Genomic DNA, 15,994 nt, shown 5'->3' with positions numbered 1-15,994 from the left:
GGGGAATAGCGTGGTTCAGCAGGCATCTCGCCTTTCCCCCGCGAACCGTTCAAGTCTTCGGGAGCCGCTATGACGATGCTGCTCATCAACGGATCGTTCCAGATCACGGGAACACAGCCGGACGGCGACACCATCCACTTCACCCCGAACGACCCGACAGAATGGGCCCTGGTGGGAAGTGGCGGACGCGCCGTCAAGCACGATGCGCTGGGGCGCGCGACGCTCCGGCTGGACGCGATCGACGCGTTGGAGACGCACTACGGGCCGAGCCGTGTGCACCAGCCGCTCCACTTCGCGCATGCCGCACGTGACGAACTCCAAACGTGGCTGGGGTTCACGAACGTCGACCAGGGGCCGGACGAGACCGTGACGGCGGCGACGCCCGACACGGTGCCCGGCTTCATCCTGACCAACGGCGCCGACATCCATGGCCGTTGCGTCGCCCTCGTCGGGCGGGGCACCCCCGAGGGCGCCAGCGGTACCGATGTCGACGTCGACGTCGACCTGCTCCGGACGACGGTGAACCATCACCTGATCGCCACCGGCCTGGTCTACCCCACGTTCTATCGAAGCCTGTTCCCCAGCCTGCGCACCGAGTTGACCGCCGCCGTGCGACAGGCACGGACGGCGCCGGCGCAAGGTCTGTGGCCGAGCGACACCACCACGACCGGGGCCAAGGTCACGGGCCTGACCTCGCTCACCGACGACGTCGTGATCCTGTCCAAGCTGTTCCGGCGACTCGTCGACTACCTCCGGCTCGACAACGGCTCGCTGACCTGCTTCCCTGCCTATCTCGCCGGAGTGCAGGACCGCTTCACCATCGCGTCCACCGGCAGGCGCTGCACCGGACTGAACAACGTGGTCGAAGTCACCCACGGCCAGATCGTACTCATGACTCAGGCGCCCGAGGACCTGGTGTTCGAGGAGGCTTGACGCGGACGCTCGGCACGCGAGCGCGACGGTCGCCGACCGGCCCGGTCATCGAGGATTCGGGCGGCGGCCGCACCGCGTCATCGCCTTGGACGGCCATGTCCTCGGACGACTCCTCCTCAGACGGCTTCTCCCACGTTGTCGTCACCGTAGGACTGACTCTGTACGGCTACGGCTCCACCTGACGGCGTCCAGGAGATACGCCCGTGCTGGAAGAGGCTGTAGCGGGACTGCTGTGAGCCGCTCTCGTCGGAGACCGGGTAGCCGAGGTAGCTGCGTTCCCAGCCCATGCTCGCCCACAGGTCCCGTATGGCACCGTGGACTTCGTGCGAGTCCGTCGCCGGCGTCCAGTAGACGGAGCCGCCCTCGAAATGGTTGTAGCGGCCGACGCCGTCAGGGGTGCCCGTCTCGTCGGTCACGGGGTAGCCGAGGAATCCACGCGTCCCGCCGAGCCGCGCGTAGCAGACCCGAATACTGCCGTGGACCTCGTGGGCTCCGGTCTGCGGCGACCAGAAGATCGAGCCGTTCTGGTAGTCGCGGGATCGGCCGCGGCCGTCGGGCTCGGGCATCTCCGCCGAACCGCCTCCGGCATCCACCGGCGCGCCGATCCACGCCACCTGGGTCCACTTGTCGTCTATCGCTGTCATGACTGCTCACCAGGCTTTCCGAATGGTTCTTGAGATTCCGCACCGAGTGAGCAGCCCCATGCGGGGAGTCCGGCGCGACACCCCCGGACTCGTAGCACGGAAAGCCGCTTTCGCACCCGGATGACACCTAGCCTTGAAACCTGTCACCGCCCCTTGTATCGAGTCTGATCCCGGGCCCGTCGGTCCGCAAACCCGCAATTCCGAGTTGTTCGTCGGCCATAGTTTCAGTGGCAACCAATTGAGATGACTGTTCAACGGTTTACGCTCTAATCGACGCGCTGGTGCATGAGTTGCATGGTCTGGTCGCACCGGCTGAAATTATGGCGAGGGTTCCCAAGAGGCTGCCCGGCCACGGCGAGCGAGGCGATCAAGGTGACGTCCCCTCCCCTTTTGCGTCTGCTCGGCCAGTTCCGGCTTGAGTATGACGCCAAGCCTGTCGAACTGAGCCGCAACGGCCAGCGTTTGCTGGCGTTCGTCGGACTGCACCGGCGTGTGTCGCGCACTGTGCTGGCCGGGACGCTGTGGCCAGAGGTCACGGAAGACCATGCCAGGGGCAGTCTGCGCACCACTCTGTGGAAGCTGCCCCGCTGTGATCAGGCACTGATCCGGTGCAGCGGAGACTCACTGTCGACCGGGACAGCCCTGCATGTCGACGTACACACCTTGATCGAGACGGCATTCGATGTCGTGCAGGGCTGCGCCCGCCCGTTCGACGCCCGGCTCCCGCCGGGACTTGTCGGCACGGAGGAGCTGCTGCCCGGCTGGGACGAGGAGTGGGTGCTGCTGGAGCGCGAACGCCTGCGGCAGTTGCGTCTGCATGCGCTCGACGCCCTGGCCGAGACCCTCGTACGGGAGGGCAAGTCGGCGTTGGCTCTGGAGGCGGCGTGGGCGAGCGTACGCTCGGAGCCGCTGCGGGAGAGCGCGCACCGGGCCGCGGTGGCGGCGCACCTCGCGGAGGGCAATCTCATCGAGGCGGTCCGTCAATACCGCTCGTTCCGACAGCTGCTGCGCAAGGAACTGGGCGTCGAACCGTCCCCCCAGTTCACGCGGATGCTGGCTCAGCACGGGATCGTCCTCTTCCGGTGAGGAAAAGACGCGAGGGCGATGACGGGAGACTGACGACAGGCTGACAGCGCGCTGACGCGTCGTTCGTAGCCTCGTTCGCGGGACCGTCGACGCGAACGGAGGACGACATGACCGCCACGTCGACCATCGACGAGATCGTGCGCCTGAGGCGGTCGACCTCGACCGGCTTCCCCCTCTCGGGAGTGATCGACAGCGTTCTGCAACCGGTCTCCAACCTGCCGGGCACCGCTCTCGTGCGGCAACTGACCGGCAACCAGGACGTGGGCCAGACGATCCAGTCCGCCCTCGACGAGGAGCCGGCCGATCTGTACGTCACCACCGATCCCCATGCCGGAGCGGACCACGCGGTGTGGCCGGGTGACTCGACGTTCTCCGCCGCCGCCGGCGCACAGATCCCCCTCGGGATCCAGCTCACGGCGGACGGTTCCCAGGAGGTGTTCGCGTGGGACCAGGACGACGTCTCGGCCGACGATCTGCTGCGCTCCGTCACCATCAGCGAGGACGAGCAGGGCGGCGGCAGCCTCTCGAAGCTCGCCCACTCCGAGGAGGAACGCTCGTACTACTACGTCCAGTACCACGTCGACTGAACACCGACTCCACTCGGAGGTCATCATGTCGTGGCGCGTGGCAGTCAGCCTGGAGACCCTTCTGCATCAGATCGACGCCCGCTTTCCGGAACGCAGCAAACTCTCCGACGGCGGGATCGGCGACGCCGCCCACCAGACACGCGACAGCGACCACAATCCCTGGTACGGGCCCGGGATCGTCACCGCGCGCGACTTCACCCACGACCCGGCCCACGGCCTCGACATCCAGGAGGTCGCCGACCAGCTGCTGGACAGCCGCGACCCGCGGATCAAGTACGTCATAGCCAACCGTCGGATCGCCACCCGCAACGACTGGCAGTGGGGACCGTACGACGGGGCCAACCCGCACGAGAAACACTTCCACCTGTCGGTGGTGGCCGATCCGCTCTGCGACGACCCACAGAACTGGGAGCTGCCCGTTCTCGGGGAGCCGCCGGACGGCGGGGGTGTCGTCCCGACCACCGACTTCGTCACCTGGGGCACCGGAGTCAACGTCCGGGCGGAGCCCCGCCTCGACGCCCCGGTCGTGACCGTGCTGCCCGGCCCGACACAGGTGAGGGTGCAGTGCCAGACAAGGGGGGACACGGTCAGCACCGCGGGCCATGCCAACGATGCCTGGTCCTTCGTCCCCCTGCTCGGCGGATACGTGTCCAACATCTTCATCGACCACCCCGCCGCGTGGCTTCCGGGCGTGGGTGAATGCTGATCTGGAGGACGGCATGGCACCGGCCGCGAAACTGCCCATCGTCTATGTCCGGGGATACGCCGGCAACACCGCCGGCATCGACAAGGCCGTGACGGACCCCTTCTACGGGTTCAACGAGGGCTCCACTCACATCCGTATCGGAGCGGACGACGAACCGTCCTTCTATCAGTTCGAGAGCCCCCTGCTGCGGCTGCATCTGGACGAGGGCTATCACATCCTCGTGGACGGTGGCCAGGAGCTCTACCTGGCCACCCACGAGACGATTCCACCGGACTCCATCTGGATTCACCGCTTCTACGACACATCCGCGAGCACCTGGGGAGTAGGCCCTCACGAGTTCCGGCTGGAGACCGCCGCGCAGGACCTGCTGACCCTGATCGAGACCCTCAAGGAGAAGTCCGGGGCACCCGGGGTCCACCTGGTCGCCCACTCCATGGGCGGGCTGGTGTGCCGCTGCCTGATCCAGAAGATCATCCCGGATCTCGGCCATGATCCGGCCGACTACGTGGGCAAGCTGTTCACTTACGGCACCCCCCACGGCGGCATCGCCTTCGACGTCGGCTTCGGCGTACTGGAGCGACTGCGTGACGTCACCGGCATCAATGGCGCGGACATCTTCGGTCCGGAACGGATGTACCACTACCTCACTCCGAAGGCGCTCACCGATCCCGACGGACCGCCGCAGTCCTGGGACGCCCGCGCGATGCCGCCCGACCGGCCGTTCGCCTTCCCGCTCGGCCGGGTCTTCTGCCTGATCGGCACCGACCCGACCGACTACGAGGTGGCGCACGGTCTGTCGTCCGCCACGGTCGGGCCCCGTAGCGACGGTCTGGTGCAGATCGACAACGCCTACGTCCCCGGCGCACACCAGGCACATGTGCACCGCAGCCACAGCGGATCCTACGGACTCGTCAACTCCGAAGAGGGCTACCAGAACCTGCGGCGCTTCCTGTTCGGGGACTGCGAGGTGGATGCGGAACTCGTCGACTTCCACCTGCCGGAACGCGACAACACGACCTGGCAGGCAGAGGTGCGTCTGTCGGTGCGCGGCCTGCAGATCGTCACGCACGAACGGATCAGCGCCCAGTGGTGCCCCATCCAGTTGTCCGAGAGCCCGACGGGTACCGACGACGGCGAGACGTGCGTCCCGTTGGTGGACACCTTCCTCAACAGCGGCCTGCGGACCGGCGGTTCGGGCACCATGCGGTACGCGCTGCACCTGCGCATCCTGTCGCTGCACCGTCATGACGGGCTGCTGAGCTTCAACGACCACCTTGAGCAGACCGCCGACTTCGACGACATTCTCGTCGTCGACGTGGGGGGTGGCGACGACCCGGCCGCCATGCCCGTGCTCCGGGCCACCTGGAACTCGACCATCAAGGGGCCGATCAGCGACTACCGGCCCGACGGCGGCAGCAGCACCCTCGGCGACGAGAACCCCGCTGACGGTGTCTGGGTCCACCACATCGAACTGCCCGCCACCGCCGCCCCGATCCTCGGGGCGGACGCGCGGATCCGGCTCACCGTCACCCCCTGGGGCTGACGGCACGAAAGGAGGCGAGCCGTCATGGTCACCGTCGCGCTGTCCAGAGTCCGGTTCGGTGAGACCAACGAGGACATCCGAACCGTACAGAAGGCCCTGATCGCCCGCGGCCACCCCATCCCCGGCGGCCCCACCGGCTTCTTCGGCGAACAGACCAAGGCCGCCTACCGCGCCGAACAACGCGCCCAGGGCTTCACCGGCCACGACGCCGACGGCATCCCCGGCTGCACCTCCCTCACCACCCTCGGCCACCACGCCCACTTCGCCGTCAACTGCGCCCACGCCGCACGCCCCGGCGGAAAGCGGCGGGTCCCTTCTCCCGTACCGCACCACAAGGTGACCTTCGCGTTCTTCGCACGCGGCCCCTACGCCTGGAAGCCCGACGGCTTCGGCCGCCACACGGGCGAGGACTTCGCCGCCGACACGGGCGTGCCCGTGGTCGCCGTGCGCAACGGCACTGTCGCCTGGTCGAACGGCAACGGCGGGGCCTACGGCCAGTGGATCGGCCTGCACGCCGACAACGGCCATGTCTACACCTACTGCCATCTCTCACAGCGCCAGGTGAAGGACGGTCAGAAGGTCACCGCCGGACAGCAGCTCGGCAAGGTCGGCGCCACGGGCAACGCGACGGGACCGCATCTGCACTTCGAGATGTCGAAGGGCTCCAGTTGGTCCTACGGCAGCGTCGCGAAGCCCAACTGGTGAGCGGTCCAAGGAGGAACGCGATGGCGCACCACAACCCCTACCGGGCGCCCGCGCAGCCGGCGAGACCCTGATGGGCGTCGCCTTCGACCTGCTGCCCCGCTCCGGAATCCGGGTCGAGCGCGCCCCGCGCCGCATCTGACTTTCCATCGGGAGGACACCATGGGCTGGACCGACGTATCCGACGTGGAACCGGGCGACGTCATCAGCATCCTCGGCATCGACCATGTCTTTTTCGAGGAAGTGACGCGCACCGGCGGGACCGCGTCGTGGAACGACCAGAATCCGGGGAACATCATCAGCTCCGGCGAGGCCGAGCAATACGGCGCCTACGCCGGAAAGCACAACGACATATTCGCCATCTTCCCGGACGAGGCCACGGGTTTCACTGCCGTCCGCCGATACCTCGAACACCGCGGCGGCAAGACGGTGCTCGACGTGATGCGGGCCTACGCTCCCGCCGGGCACGGCGCGAACGACCCCCAGGCATACGCACAACGCATCGCCGACGCCTTGCAGGTCAGCACCGACACCACACTCGCCGAACTCGACGACAACCAGAGGACCGTCTTCGCCCAGGAGATCCAGCGAGTGGAGGGATGGCGCAGCGGCGAGGAGCACGGGCCGGACGATCTACCCGATGACCTGGCGCAATGGTTGACCGACCATCCGAGCCGCGAGGAACGCCTGGAAGCCGACCAGCCCTTCGCCAAGACGGGGACGGTCGCGGAAGGCGTGAAGAACATCCAACGGCGGCTGAACGAACTCGGCTGGAGTCCACCGCTGGACGTCGACGGCAAGTTCGGCCCTCACAGCGCGGCGGCGGCGCGGTGGTTCCAGACGAACAACGGTCTCACGGCGGACGGCATCGTGGGCAACCAGACATGGCGACGGCTCGTGGACTCACAGGGCTGACCCCCGAGCACCGCATCCCCTAGGGGCGCCGCTCGAGGTTCAGAGGCCTTCAGCTGACGAACACCCTGCGCAGGGCCTCGGTAGCGTAGGTGAACTCAGTGTCAGCATCTACGTGTGCGAAGCGGCCGGCTGCCTCGGAGCAGGCGAAGCCCAGGATGAAGGTCGACAGCATTCGCTCGGCTCGTTCGACGTCTGCTTCTTTGAGGCCCGCTTCGCGCAGGGCGCTGTAAGCGGCGTCTCGTGGGCGCCGTGCGGCCTCAGTGGTCGCGGAGCGTTCGAACAGCAGCGGGAACAGGTCCGGGTGGGCTCGCGCGACGGCGCGCATTCCCTGGGCGAGCTGCTCCAGCCGGTCGGGCCAGGGCAACTCAGGGTCCGGCAAGGGGATTTCCCCCAGGAGGCGTTCCACCAGGCCGTCCAGGAGTCCTTGTTTGTCGCCGATGTGCCGGTAGAGCGCCATGGGGGTGACTCCCAGGCGTTCAGCGACGGCCCGCATGGTCACTGCTGCCAGTCCGCGTTCGGCCGCCAGTGCCCAGGTCGCATCGAGGATGCGGGTGCGGGCCAGAGGTTGGCGGCCTGGTGGGGTGGTCCTTGTTACGGGCATGTATACATCGTAGACAGTTGAGCGGGCATCTATCCATCAGGGGGCGGGGGCGAGTCCGGGATGTCGACGGTTGTTCCGTCTGAGGCCAGTTCGAAGGGCAGCGTTGCCTGTTGGTCGAGGACGCCGGGTGAAGGGTGGGTGAGGAGAAGTCGGGTGGTGTTCAGCGTTTCGCGGTTGTTGACGAGGTCCGTGACCTCCATGTGGCCGGGTACTTTCCGGCCCCAGGTGTAGCCCTCGCAGAGGAACAGGTCGGAGTCCGCTGCCACCTCGGGCAGCGTGGGGGTCCAGGCTGTGTCGCCGGAGAAGGCCAGAGTTCGGTTGGCGAGGGTGAGTCGGAGGGAGAGTGCCGGGGCGCCTGCTGAGTGGTCGGCGGGGTGGGCCTCGATGTGCAGGCCGTGGGACGGCACCGACAGTGTCTCGTCGGGTGCGATCTCGTCGACGACGGTCGTGAAGCGCCGGGTGACGGTGGAGGAGCCGGGGAAGAGGGCTTCCATCGTTTCGGTGAGACGTCGGCGGGTGCCGGGTGGGCCGATGATCCGTAGATCGGTGGTCCGGCGGCGAAACTGGCCGTCGAGGACCAGGAAAGGGAGGCCGCCGAAATGGTCGCCGTGCAGGTGGGTGACGGCGACCAGGGTGACCTCCCCTGGGTCCAGGTCGAGGCTACGGAGCGCGGTCAACGATGTCGTTCCACAGTCGATGAGGATCGCCGGGGCGTGTGACGGTGCGATGTGTGTGCAGGCCTGGAAACGGCCGCCGCTGCCGAACGCGTCGCCCGAGCCCGCGATCGTCACCCGCATGCGTTCTCCTCAGCGATAAGGGAGGGTCACCGTCTTGATGGATGTCATCTCCGCGATGGCGTACCTGATGCCCTCGCGGCCGACTCCGCTGGCCTTGACTCCGCCGAACGGGATGTGCGGGGAATCGTAGTGGGGTCCGGCGCCGAGGTTCACCGCGCCGACCCGCAGTCGGGATGCCAGTTCCCAGAAGGCCGCGCTGTCGTTGGTGAGTACGCCCGCCTGGAGTCCGTACGGTGTGCTGTTGGACAGCCGTACCGCTTCGTCGGTGTCGGCGACGCGGAGCACCGGTGCGACCGGGCCGAATGTCTCCTCTGTGACCAGGTCGCTGTGCGGGCGGACCCGGTCGAGGACGGTCGGTGCCATGAGCGGTCCTGTGTGGGTGCCGCCGGTGGTGACGACGGCGCCGTCCTTTTCCGCTGCGGCCACCCGTTCGGCGACCAGGCGGGCCGCGTCCTCGGTGATCAACGGTCCGACGTCGGTGTCTGCGGCATGGGGGTCGCCGGCCCGCTTGGCCGCGACCGCTGCGGTGAGCAGGGGGACGAACGCGTCGGCGACCGATTCCCAGACGATGACGCGCTTCACTCCGCGGCACGACTGGCCCGCGGTGGCGCACGCGCCGTCGGCGGCCAGTCGGGCTGCTGCCGTGAGGTCGGTGTCCGGCAGCACGAACAGCGGGTCGTTGCCGCCCAGTTCGAGCAGAAGCTTGCGGCCCGCGGCCATTGCCGCCACCGTGCGGCCGGTTGCGACACTGCCGGTCAGGGTCACCATGGCCACCTCGGGATGGCCGACGAGGGCCGGTCCCACCTCGCGTGGTTGGCCGACGAGGACCGCCAGCCGGTCGGGAGGAAGGCCGGCTTCGATAAGGACTTCCGCGAAGCGGATGGCGGTCAGCGGTGTGCGTTCGGATGGCTTGACCGCGACCGGGCATCCGGCGGCGACGGCCGGTGCGACCTTCACGACCACCTGGTTCAACGGCCGGTTGAACGGTGTGATCGCGGCGACCACGCCGATCGGCTCGGGCACGGTGACCGCGAGTCGGTCGGCGCCTGGGACGGGGATGGACTCTCCACGGATCCGCTCGGCCTCGACGGCCGCGACCCGCAGGTTTCCCACGGCGCGTTCGACCTCGCGGGCCGACTCGGCGCGGCAGATCCCGGCCTCGGCGGTGATCAGCGCCGCGAACTCCTCGGCCCGCTGGGTGATCAGGTCGGCGGCGCGCGCGAGGACCTCGCGGCGGTCGGTGGCCGGCGGGGTGGGGCCGGCGGCGGCGAGCACCGTCAGCGCCGCCTCGACCTGTTCGGGACCGTCCGCCGGGAGGGTTCCGACGATGCTGCCGAGCCAGGGGTCGGTGACGGTCAGTTCGTGACCGGTGCCGTGGAGCCGGCCGTCAAGAAACATCGTCGTCCTTCACCACGACGCGCTCCTCCAGTTCGGAGATCTTGCTGTAGCCGAAGACCTCGAAGAGCTCCTCGAAGGTCATCTCCATGCCGTGGCGGGGCCAGAAGCCCTGGGTCGTGCCCGCGTCGCGGAGTTCGGCGAACACCTTGCGCAGGATTGAGGTGGCCGCGAACCATCCGGACAGGGGGTAGATCGCGAGGTTGTAGCCGATCGCCTCCAGTTCGGCGGTGGTCAGCCAGGGGGTCTTGCCGCCCTCGACCATGTTCGCCAGCAGCGGGGCGTCGATCTCGTCGCGAACCCGCTTCATCTCGTCCAGGGAGAGCATCGCCTCCAGGAAGATGCAGTCGGCGCCGGCCGCGACGTACTCCTTGGAGCGGCGGATCGCCTCGTCCAGTCCGAGTTTCTCGCGGGCGTCGGTGCGGGCGATGATGGTCCAGTCGGGGTCGCGTCGGGCTTCGACCGCGGCCTCGATCTTGCCGGTCATCTCGCGCGCCGATATCAGCCGCTTGCCTTCCAGGTGGCCGCAGCGCTTGGGGACGACCTGGTCCTCCAGGTGGCCGCCGACGATGCCGGCCTGCTCGAACTCGCGGATGCAGCGCCAGGTGTTCATGGCGTTGCCGTAGCCGGCGTCCAGGTCCATGATCACTGGCAGGTCGACGGCGAGGCAGATGTTCTTGGCGTTCCACGCCATCTCGGTGATGGTGGCGAAGCCGAGGTCGGGCAGCCCTAGCATGGCTGCCGAGGTGCCTGAGCCGGTCATGTGGACGGCCGGGAATCCGGCCTGTTCGATGACCCTGGCGCTCAGTGCGTCGTACGCGCTCGGCACCACGAGGATCTTCGGGTCGAGCATCAGCTGCTTGAACTCACTGGCACGAGACATGCTGGTTCTCCTTGGGGTGGGCGGGCGGACGTGGGAGGCCGGCCAGTGGAGGCGACTCCAGCAGGCGCAGGAAGCGGTTGTACTTGGTGATGCGGTCGCCACGGCGGGGGCCGCCGATCTTGATGTGGTCGGCGCCGACCGCGATGGCCAGGTCGCAGATGGCGGTGTCCTCGGTCTCACCGGAGCGGTGGGAGACGACGGTGCGCAGACCCGCGAACGCGGCCTCGGACGCGGCGTCGAGGGTGGCCGAGACGGTTCCGGCCTGGCTGGGTTTGAGGAGGGCCGCGTGGGCCAGGCCGGGTTGGATGCGCTGGGCGTCGGAGGCGAACAGGTCGTCGCCGACCGTGGACGCGCCGGCCGTGCCGAGTCGGGGTGTGAAGGTGCGCCAGGCAGTCGTATCGGCCGGGTCGAAGGGGTCTTCGACGTAGGCGAGGCCGTGGTCGTCGACGATGCTCAGGAGCAGTTCGCCGAAGTCGGCGGAGGTGTGCGTCGCCCCCTCGAAGCGGTAGCCGCCGTCGATGCTCAGGTGCTCGGCGGCCACGTCGACGCCGCTGGCGACCTGGCCGTCGAGCCCACATGCCTGGATGACGGAGGCCAGGGTTGTCAGCTGGTCCCTCGTTGAGCGGTCCGTGACCATGAATCCGCTCGACGCCGACAGCCGGGGGTTGTCCAGCGTTCTGGCCAGGGCTGAGTGGACCTGCATGGCCATGCGGATGTCGTCGGTCAGGGTCTCGCCGAGAGGGATGGCCATGATCTGCTGGAAGGAGTCCGCGGGGCCTTGGGCGTGGATGCCGCCGGAGAAGGTGTTGACGAGCAGTCGGGGCAGTTGCGGGGGCGGCCCGTCGTTGTGCTGGATGAGCCAGTCGACGAGCTGGAGTCGGCTGCGTCGGGCCGCGGCGCGGGCGAAGGCCAGGGACAGTGCGAGTGTGACGTCGGCGCCCAGGGCGTGCTCGTCGTCGAGGGCGCGCAGTACGGTGTCGAGTTCTCGCTGGCCCGCAACCTGCCGCCCGTGGAGGGCCGCGTGCACCAGGTGTGCGGCGGGGCCTTCGTCCAGGAGGCTGCCGAGGTCGCCGGTGTTCAGGCCGCGGCGTCGTTCGAGCCGTCCGGGCGCGATGGCGACCGGGCAGGAGCCTCGGCCGAAGCTCTCGTCCCCGGCGAGATGGAGGTCGGCCTCGACGGTGGGTTGTGCCCGGGAGTCGAGCACACCGCGCAGTCGTACTCGTTCGATCAGCACGGCCGGTCCTTGAACAGCCAGTCCATCAGTTCGCAGGCTCGCGTCAGCGGTAACGAGCCCGTAGCGCAGGCTCGTTCGCCGAACGTGACGCAGTCGTCGGTCGCGATCGTGGGGCCGGCGACGGTGAGGGGCACCGGGTCGGGCGCGTGGATGCCGAGCGCGCACGGTGTGGAGTGGTCGCAGGTCACGACGAGGGTGTCGGCCGGCGTGAGCGCCGAGACGAGGGGGCCGACCAGGTGGGTGTCGAGGGCCTCGATCGCGCGGACCTTTGCCTGGACCCGGCCGTCGTGGCCAGGCTCGTCGGGTCCTTTGACGTGGACGAACACCACTGTGGCGGGGTCGTTGAGCAGGGTGGGGACCAGGGTGGCGTAGTAGGCCTCGACGGGTTCGTCCGGGGCGGGTTTGGAGCGGGTGAACCGAGCCCCTGCCAGGGTGGCGAGGCCCTGTTCGGCGGGAACCTGGCCGTACATCGACGTGGGCCTGGGCACGGGTGCCAGTGTGGGCAGGGTGTGGCCGCCGTCGCGTACCAGGATGATGTTGGCGGGTTTGCGGCCGGCCCTGATGCGGGCGTGGTTGACCGTGCTGTCCGCAAGGACGTGGGCGCTGGCCGCGACGAACTCGTTGACCAGGTCGGCGGTGCGCTGGGCGGCCGCGTCCTCGTGCAGGGGGCGGCAGGGCAGCGGGGCGTCGGCGGGCTCGGCGACCGGCACTCCGAAGGCGCCCTGCTTGATGAATCCGGGGTCGGTGTTGGTCACCGCGCCGGACAGTTGTGTCGTCGCGCTGGTCAGGGCGAGGATGCCGCGGTGGCGTCCCCAGCCGGTCAGGGACAGCCGGATGTCCGGCCCGAGGTCGACGGCGGCAAGGATCTCTTCGACCATCGCTTCCAGTTCGGGGTCGGTCAGGTCCCGTGAGGTGCGCCGGTCCAGGCGCCCGGAGACGGTGTCGAGGCTGCCGAAGTTGATGCGGAACGCCACCGAGGAGCCGCCGTGCCAGTAGCCGCCGCCGTAGCCTTCGAGCGGGCCGCGTCCGGTGTAGTGGAGCAGCGGGTCGTAGCCGAGCAGGGCCATGGCGCCGGAGTCGGACTCGGGTGGGATGTCCGAGCCGATGACCTCGATGAGGGCGCTCGCGCCGCGTGCGGCGAGTGCGTCCAGGTGTGGGGTGTGGGCGGCCTCGAAGGGTGTGCGGTCACCGAGCGCTTCGGTCGGCCGGTCGGCGCCTCCGCACAGTGCGAGGACGTAGACCTTGCCGCTAGCCGCGGGCGGCGCGGATGCGTTCATCGATGCCACGCTCCTTTATGACGGTGGCCACGGCGTCGGGGACCAGGTCGGGCCAGTGGGCCGTGCCCTCGGCGATCGCCCGGCGCACCCGGGTGCCGCTGATGGGTTTGTCGTCGCGTTTCCACATGACCTCGGTGCGCAGGCCGAGGTCGTGGAAGCGACGGAGTTTGGTGTCTCCCCAGTCGTCGTAGACGGTGAGGTAGTAGACCGCTTCTTCGGGGGCGTAGAAGCGGAGCCGTTCGGGGAACTAGTGCGGGAACGGGACGATGTGCAGCCGGGAGGGTTCGATGCCGGAGTCGGTCAGCGCTCTGAGCACCATGAGGTAGCGCTCGTAGTACGTGCACGGATTGGATTCCGGGCGGCCGCGTTCGGTGTCGGTGGGCTCGAAGCCGGTCTGTTCGGGGTCGGGGTTGGTGATGCCGACCACGAGTGTCGTGCAACGCTGTGCGCCGGCGAGCAGGTATTCCAGGTGGCCGTGGTGCAGGGGCTGGAAGCGGCCGTGGATCACGCCGACGGGGTCCGTCATCGGGTGCCTCCGGTGATGAAGTCGCGGAAGCGGCGGGCCACTTCGGCCGGTTTGACGGTGGGCCGTCCCAGTCGTCGCAGTGATCCGGGTGTGATGGCGAGACGGATGAGTGTCGGGCCGTGGGCGTTGTCGAGCGCGCTGCGGAGCGCGGTGGTGAAGGAGGGGAGGTCGGGGCAGTCGTGGACGGTCCGGTAGCCGCTGGCTGCGGCGATCGCGGGGAAGTCCACCTGGCCGGCGAGGGTTTGCTGACCGCCGGTGGAGTCGTGGACGCCGTTGTCCAGCAGGATGTGCAGGAGCCGTCCGGTGCCGTGCCGTCCGACGGTGGCGAAGGCGCCCAGCCGCATCAGGGCCGCGCCGTCGCCGTCGACGACGACCACCGGCCGGTCGGTGTGGCGGGCGGTACCGAGGCCGACCGCGGAGGCCGAGCCCATGGCGCCCACAAGGTAGAAGTGCTGCGGCCGGTCGGCGAGGGTGAACAGCTCGCGGCTGGACTTGCCGGTGGTGCACACGATCGCCGCGGAGTCGGGGAGGACGGACAGCAGTTCCTCCAGCGCGGTGATCCGGGCTGGTGGCGTCCGCTGCGGCTCGTGCCGTACGACGTCGGGGCGCGCCGGGGGGGCCGGGGGTGGTTCGTGCAGGGGTTCGTCGGCGAGGATGCCCTGCCGCAGGACAAAGGCGTGGGGCAGTTCGGAGGTCTCCATCTCCTTCCAGCCGAGCGCTACGGCGCCTGCCATGGCGTCGGGTTCGCCGGGGAGCAGGGTGTGGCTCATCTCGATGACGTCCATCAGGTCGTGCATGGCGCGGCCCATCAGTTCGTGCTGCGGCTCGTCGGGGCGGCCGGGTTCGCCGCGCCATGTCAGCACCACGGGTGTCGGGATGCGGGCCGGGTGGGTGAGCGAGGTCAGGGGGTTGACCATGTTGCCCAGGCCGGAGTTCTGGGCGATCACGCAGGCGCCTGCGCCGGCCAGCCAGGCGCCCGCCGCCAGGGCCACCGCCTCGCCCTCCTGCGTCACCGGGAGGTAGCGGGCTCGGGAGCCGGACGCCGCCCGGTTGATGAGAGGGGTGAGGTAGGAGCAGGGGACGCCGGTGACGTCGACGACGCCGCGGTCGGCCAGGAGGTCCAGCAGGTGTGCGGCTGTGACCATCACGCCACCCGGCCCGAGCGCGGGGGTTGGCCGGTGCGCACCACGTGCAGGATGTTCTCGGCGGTGCGGCGACGCAGGCTGGCCTCGGCCTGCTGTGACAAGAACGCCCGGTGCGAAGTGACCACGACGTCGTCGCGTTTGAGCAGTTGGACGGCGACCGGGTCGCGGTTGGGGTCCTCCGGGGAGAAGACGTCGGAGGCGAAGCCTGCCAGGTGGCCGTCGTCGAGGGCGGCGGCGACGGCGGGCAGCTCGACGAGTGCGCCGCGGGCGGCGTTGACGAGCAAGCTGCCCGGTTTGAAGGCGCGGGCGGTGTCGGCGTTGATCAGCCCCCTGCTCTGCGGGGTGAGTTCGGCGTGCAGCAGTACCGCGTCGCAGGCGGTGAGGAGCTCCTCCAGTGTCGCGCGGTGCTCGACGCCGTGGCTGGCCATCAGATCTCCGGGGACATGGGGGTCGTAGGCCAGGACACGGCCGTAGAAGGCCTGGAGTTTGCGGGCCGCCGCGCGGCCGATGCGGCCGAAGCCGACGATGCCGGCGGTCGCGTCCGCGGTGCGGCGGGGGACGCCGCCGTGGTAGATGCCCCAGTGGTCGGTCTTCACCGCCTCGTTCTGCACGGTCACGCCGCGTTCCAGGGCGAGGAGCAGCGCCATGGCGTGGGTGCTGACCTCGTCGCCGCAGTAGTCGGGGACGTGGAAGCCGAATCGGCCCGTCTCCTTCAGCAGCGGGATGTTCAGGTTGTCCAGGCCGACGCCCTGGCGGGCCACGACCCGGCAGCCGTCGCCGGCCGCTTCCAGCAGCCGCGGGGTGACCTGGCAGCGGTAGACGACCATGGCGTCGGCGCCGGCTGCTCGGGCGTACAGTTCCTCTCCGTCGATCCGGTATCCGGCGTCGTCGCGGGCGCCGAACCGGATCTCGATCTCGTCGCCGTAGACCTCGCGCTCGATCGTCGCCAGGGCGGGGTCCAGGCGTCCGGAGGAGTCGACGGCCCAGGCGGGGTCGGTGTAGAAGACGCTTGGCATGGGC

The 15,994-nt window shown here is 69.0% G+C and carries 18 protein-coding genes; 7 read left to right on the top strand and 11 right to left on the bottom strand.

Translation table 11 applies throughout. The annotated features are described in order from the left end of the window. Positions 1-69 precede the first annotated feature (69 nt). Positions 70-933, top strand: a complete 864-nt coding sequence (locus tag D1369_RS41105) for a hypothetical protein (protein WP_007379329.1) — start codon at positions 70-72, stop codon at positions 931-933. Between the two features lie 116 nt (positions 934-1,049). On the opposite strand, the gene D1369_RS41100 is transcribed toward D1369_RS41105, so the two are convergent. After that, positions 1,050-1,577: a hypothetical protein gene (locus D1369_RS41100; protein ID WP_007379330.1), complete on the bottom strand. Its 528-nt coding sequence runs from the start codon at positions 1,575-1,577 to the stop codon at positions 1,050-1,052. A gap of 663 nt (positions 1,578-2,240) precedes the next feature. Here D1369_RS41100 and D1369_RS44825 point away from each other — a divergent pair. The 6 genes from D1369_RS44825 (at position 2,241) to D1369_RS44310 (ending at position 7,116) form a co-directional block, all read left to right on the top strand. Beyond that, entirely contained in the window at positions 2,241-2,663 is a 423-nt protein-coding gene (locus tag D1369_RS44825; protein WP_346426748.1) for a bacterial transcriptional activator domain-containing protein, read from the top strand. 107 nt (positions 2,664-2,770) lie between these two features. Then, positions 2,771-3,250, top strand: a complete 480-nt coding sequence (locus D1369_RS41090) for a hypothetical protein (RefSeq protein ID WP_007379332.1) — start codon at positions 2,771-2,773, stop codon at positions 3,248-3,250. Between the two features lie 37 nt (positions 3,251-3,287). Then, entirely contained in the window at positions 3,288-3,956 is a 669-nt protein-coding gene (locus D1369_RS41085) for an SH3 domain-containing protein (protein WP_202476899.1), read from the top strand. Positions 3,957-3,969: 13 nt separating this feature from the next. Continuing rightward, positions 3,970-5,499, top strand: a complete 1,530-nt coding sequence (locus tag D1369_RS41080; RefSeq protein ID WP_037898577.1) for an alpha/beta fold hydrolase — start codon at positions 3,970-3,972, stop codon at positions 5,497-5,499. Positions 5,500-5,523: 24 nt separating this feature from the next. Continuing rightward, the gene (locus D1369_RS41075; protein WP_007379335.1) at positions 5,524-6,204 is read left to right on the top strand and encodes a peptidoglycan DD-metalloendopeptidase family protein; all 681 of its coding nucleotides are present in this window, start codon (positions 5,524-5,526) and stop codon (positions 6,202-6,204) included. A 159-nt stretch (positions 6,205-6,363) separates the two neighbouring features. Beyond that, on the top strand, positions 6,364-7,116 hold the full coding sequence (locus D1369_RS44310; protein ID WP_007379336.1) for a peptidoglycan-binding protein: 753 nt from the start codon (positions 6,364-6,366) through the stop codon (positions 7,114-7,116). 49 nt (positions 7,117-7,165) lie between these two features. Here D1369_RS44310 and D1369_RS41065 read toward each other — a convergent pair whose 3' ends face one another. From D1369_RS41065 to D1369_RS41025, 10 genes are all read right to left on the bottom strand, one after another. After that, positions 7,166-7,717, bottom strand: coding sequence for a TetR/AcrR family transcriptional regulator (locus D1369_RS41065; RefSeq protein ID WP_007379337.1), 552 nt, complete (start codon positions 7,715-7,717; stop codon positions 7,166-7,168). A 29-nt stretch (positions 7,718-7,746) separates the two neighbouring features. After that, on the bottom strand, positions 7,747-8,514 hold the full coding sequence (locus D1369_RS41060; protein ID WP_007379338.1) for an MBL fold metallo-hydrolase: 768 nt from the start codon (positions 8,512-8,514) through the stop codon (positions 7,747-7,749). A 9-nt stretch (positions 8,515-8,523) separates the two neighbouring features. Next, entirely contained in the window at positions 8,524-9,912 is a 1,389-nt protein-coding gene (locus D1369_RS41055; protein WP_118083069.1) for an aldehyde dehydrogenase family protein, read from the bottom strand. Next, entirely contained in the window at positions 9,902-10,792 is an 891-nt protein-coding gene (gene bcpA / locus D1369_RS41050; RefSeq protein ID WP_118083068.1) for a carboxyvinyl-carboxyphosphonate phosphorylmutase, read from the bottom strand. The genes D1369_RS41055 and bcpA overlap by 11 nt, the downstream gene beginning before the upstream one ends. Continuing rightward, on the bottom strand, positions 10,776-12,026 hold the full coding sequence (locus tag D1369_RS41045; protein ID WP_162951052.1) for a hypothetical protein: 1,251 nt from the start codon (positions 12,024-12,026) through the stop codon (positions 10,776-10,778). The genes bcpA and D1369_RS41045 overlap by 17 nt, the downstream gene beginning before the upstream one ends. Next, positions 12,020-13,303 carry a CMP-5'-phosphonoformate--3-phosphoglycerate phosphonoformyl transferase gene (locus tag D1369_RS41040; RefSeq protein WP_118083066.1) on the bottom strand — a complete coding sequence of 428 codons (1,284 nt, stop codon included), beginning with the start codon at positions 13,301-13,303 and terminating at the stop codon, positions 12,020-12,022. Before D1369_RS41040 ends, D1369_RS41045 begins: the two co-directional genes overlap by 7 nt. Then, on the bottom strand, positions 13,275-13,430 hold the full coding sequence (locus tag D1369_RS43490; protein WP_205574509.1) for a hypothetical protein: 156 nt from the start codon (positions 13,428-13,430) through the stop codon (positions 13,275-13,277). The genes D1369_RS41040 and D1369_RS43490 overlap by 29 nt, the downstream gene beginning before the upstream one ends. Before the next feature lie 120 nt (positions 13,431-13,550). Beyond that, positions 13,551-13,829 carry an adenylyltransferase/cytidyltransferase family protein gene (locus D1369_RS43485; protein ID WP_205574508.1) on the bottom strand — a complete coding sequence of 93 codons (279 nt, stop codon included), beginning with the start codon at positions 13,827-13,829 and terminating at the stop codon, positions 13,551-13,553. Next, positions 13,826-14,974: a phosphonopyruvate decarboxylase gene (gene aepY / locus D1369_RS41030; RefSeq protein ID WP_118083065.1), complete on the bottom strand. Its 1,149-nt coding sequence runs from the start codon at positions 14,972-14,974 to the stop codon at positions 13,826-13,828. The genes D1369_RS43485 and aepY overlap by 4 nt, the downstream gene beginning before the upstream one ends. Next, positions 14,974-15,990: a C-terminal binding protein gene (locus D1369_RS41025; protein ID WP_118083064.1), complete on the bottom strand. Its 1,017-nt coding sequence runs from the start codon at positions 15,988-15,990 to the stop codon at positions 14,974-14,976. The genes aepY and D1369_RS41025 overlap by 1 nt, the downstream gene beginning before the upstream one ends. Between the last annotated feature and the right edge of the window lie 4 nt (positions 15,991-15,994).

The organism is Streptomyces sp. CC0208, from assembly GCF_003443735.1.
Classification (GTDB): Bacteria; Actinomycetota; Actinomycetes; order Streptomycetales; family Streptomycetaceae; genus Streptomyces; species Streptomyces sviceus.
Note: the sequence above shows the minus strand (reverse complement) of the source record. Positions and strands in the feature narration are given on the sequence as shown.

Bases quoted from the DNA above. Each gene is read 5' to 3' on its own strand.
- D1369_RS41105 (WP_007379329.1), top strand. From the start codon at position 70: ATGACGATGCTGCTCATCAACGGATCGTTCCAGATCACGGGAACACAG.
- D1369_RS41060 (WP_007379338.1), bottom strand. From the start codon at position 8,514: ATGCGGGTGACGATCGCGGGCTCGGGCGACGCGTTCGGCAGCGGCGGC.
- D1369_RS43490 (WP_205574509.1), bottom strand. From the start codon at position 13,430: ATGTGGAAACGCGACGACAAACCCATCAGCGGCACCCGGGTGCGCCGG.
- D1369_RS41065 (WP_007379337.1), bottom strand. From the start codon at position 7,717: ATGCCCGTAACAAGGACCACCCCACCAGGCCGCCAACCTCTGGCCCGC.
- D1369_RS44310 (WP_007379336.1), top strand. From the start codon at position 6,364: ATGGGCTGGACCGACGTATCCGACGTGGAACCGGGCGACGTCATCAGC.
- bcpA (WP_118083068.1), bottom strand. From the start codon at position 10,792: ATGTCTCGTGCCAGTGAGTTCAAGCAGCTGATGCTCGACCCGAAGATC.
- D1369_RS41090 (WP_007379332.1), top strand. From the start codon at position 2,771: ATGACCGCCACGTCGACCATCGACGAGATCGTGCGCCTGAGGCGGTCG.
- aepY (WP_118083065.1), bottom strand. From the start codon at position 14,974: ATGGTCACAGCCGCACACCTGCTGGACCTCCTGGCCGACCGCGGCGTC.
- D1369_RS41055 (WP_118083069.1), bottom strand. From the start codon at position 9,912: ATGTTTCTTGACGGCCGGCTCCACGGCACCGGTCACGAACTGACCGTC.
- D1369_RS41040 (WP_118083066.1), bottom strand. From the start codon at position 13,303: ATGAACGCATCCGCGCCGCCCGCGGCTAGCGGCAAGGTCTACGTCCTC.
- D1369_RS41100 (WP_007379330.1), bottom strand. From the start codon at position 1,577: ATGACAGCGATAGACGACAAGTGGACCCAGGTGGCGTGGATCGGCGCG.
- D1369_RS41025 (WP_118083064.1), bottom strand. From the start codon at position 15,990: ATGCCAAGCGTCTTCTACACCGACCCCGCCTGGGCCGTCGACTCCTCC.
- D1369_RS43485 (WP_205574508.1), bottom strand. From the start codon at position 13,829: ATGACGGACCCCGTCGGCGTGATCCACGGCCGCTTCCAGCCCCTGCAC.
- D1369_RS41075 (WP_007379335.1), top strand. From the start codon at position 5,524: ATGGTCACCGTCGCGCTGTCCAGAGTCCGGTTCGGTGAGACCAACGAG.
- D1369_RS41080 (WP_037898577.1), top strand. From the start codon at position 3,970: ATGGCACCGGCCGCGAAACTGCCCATCGTCTATGTCCGGGGATACGCC.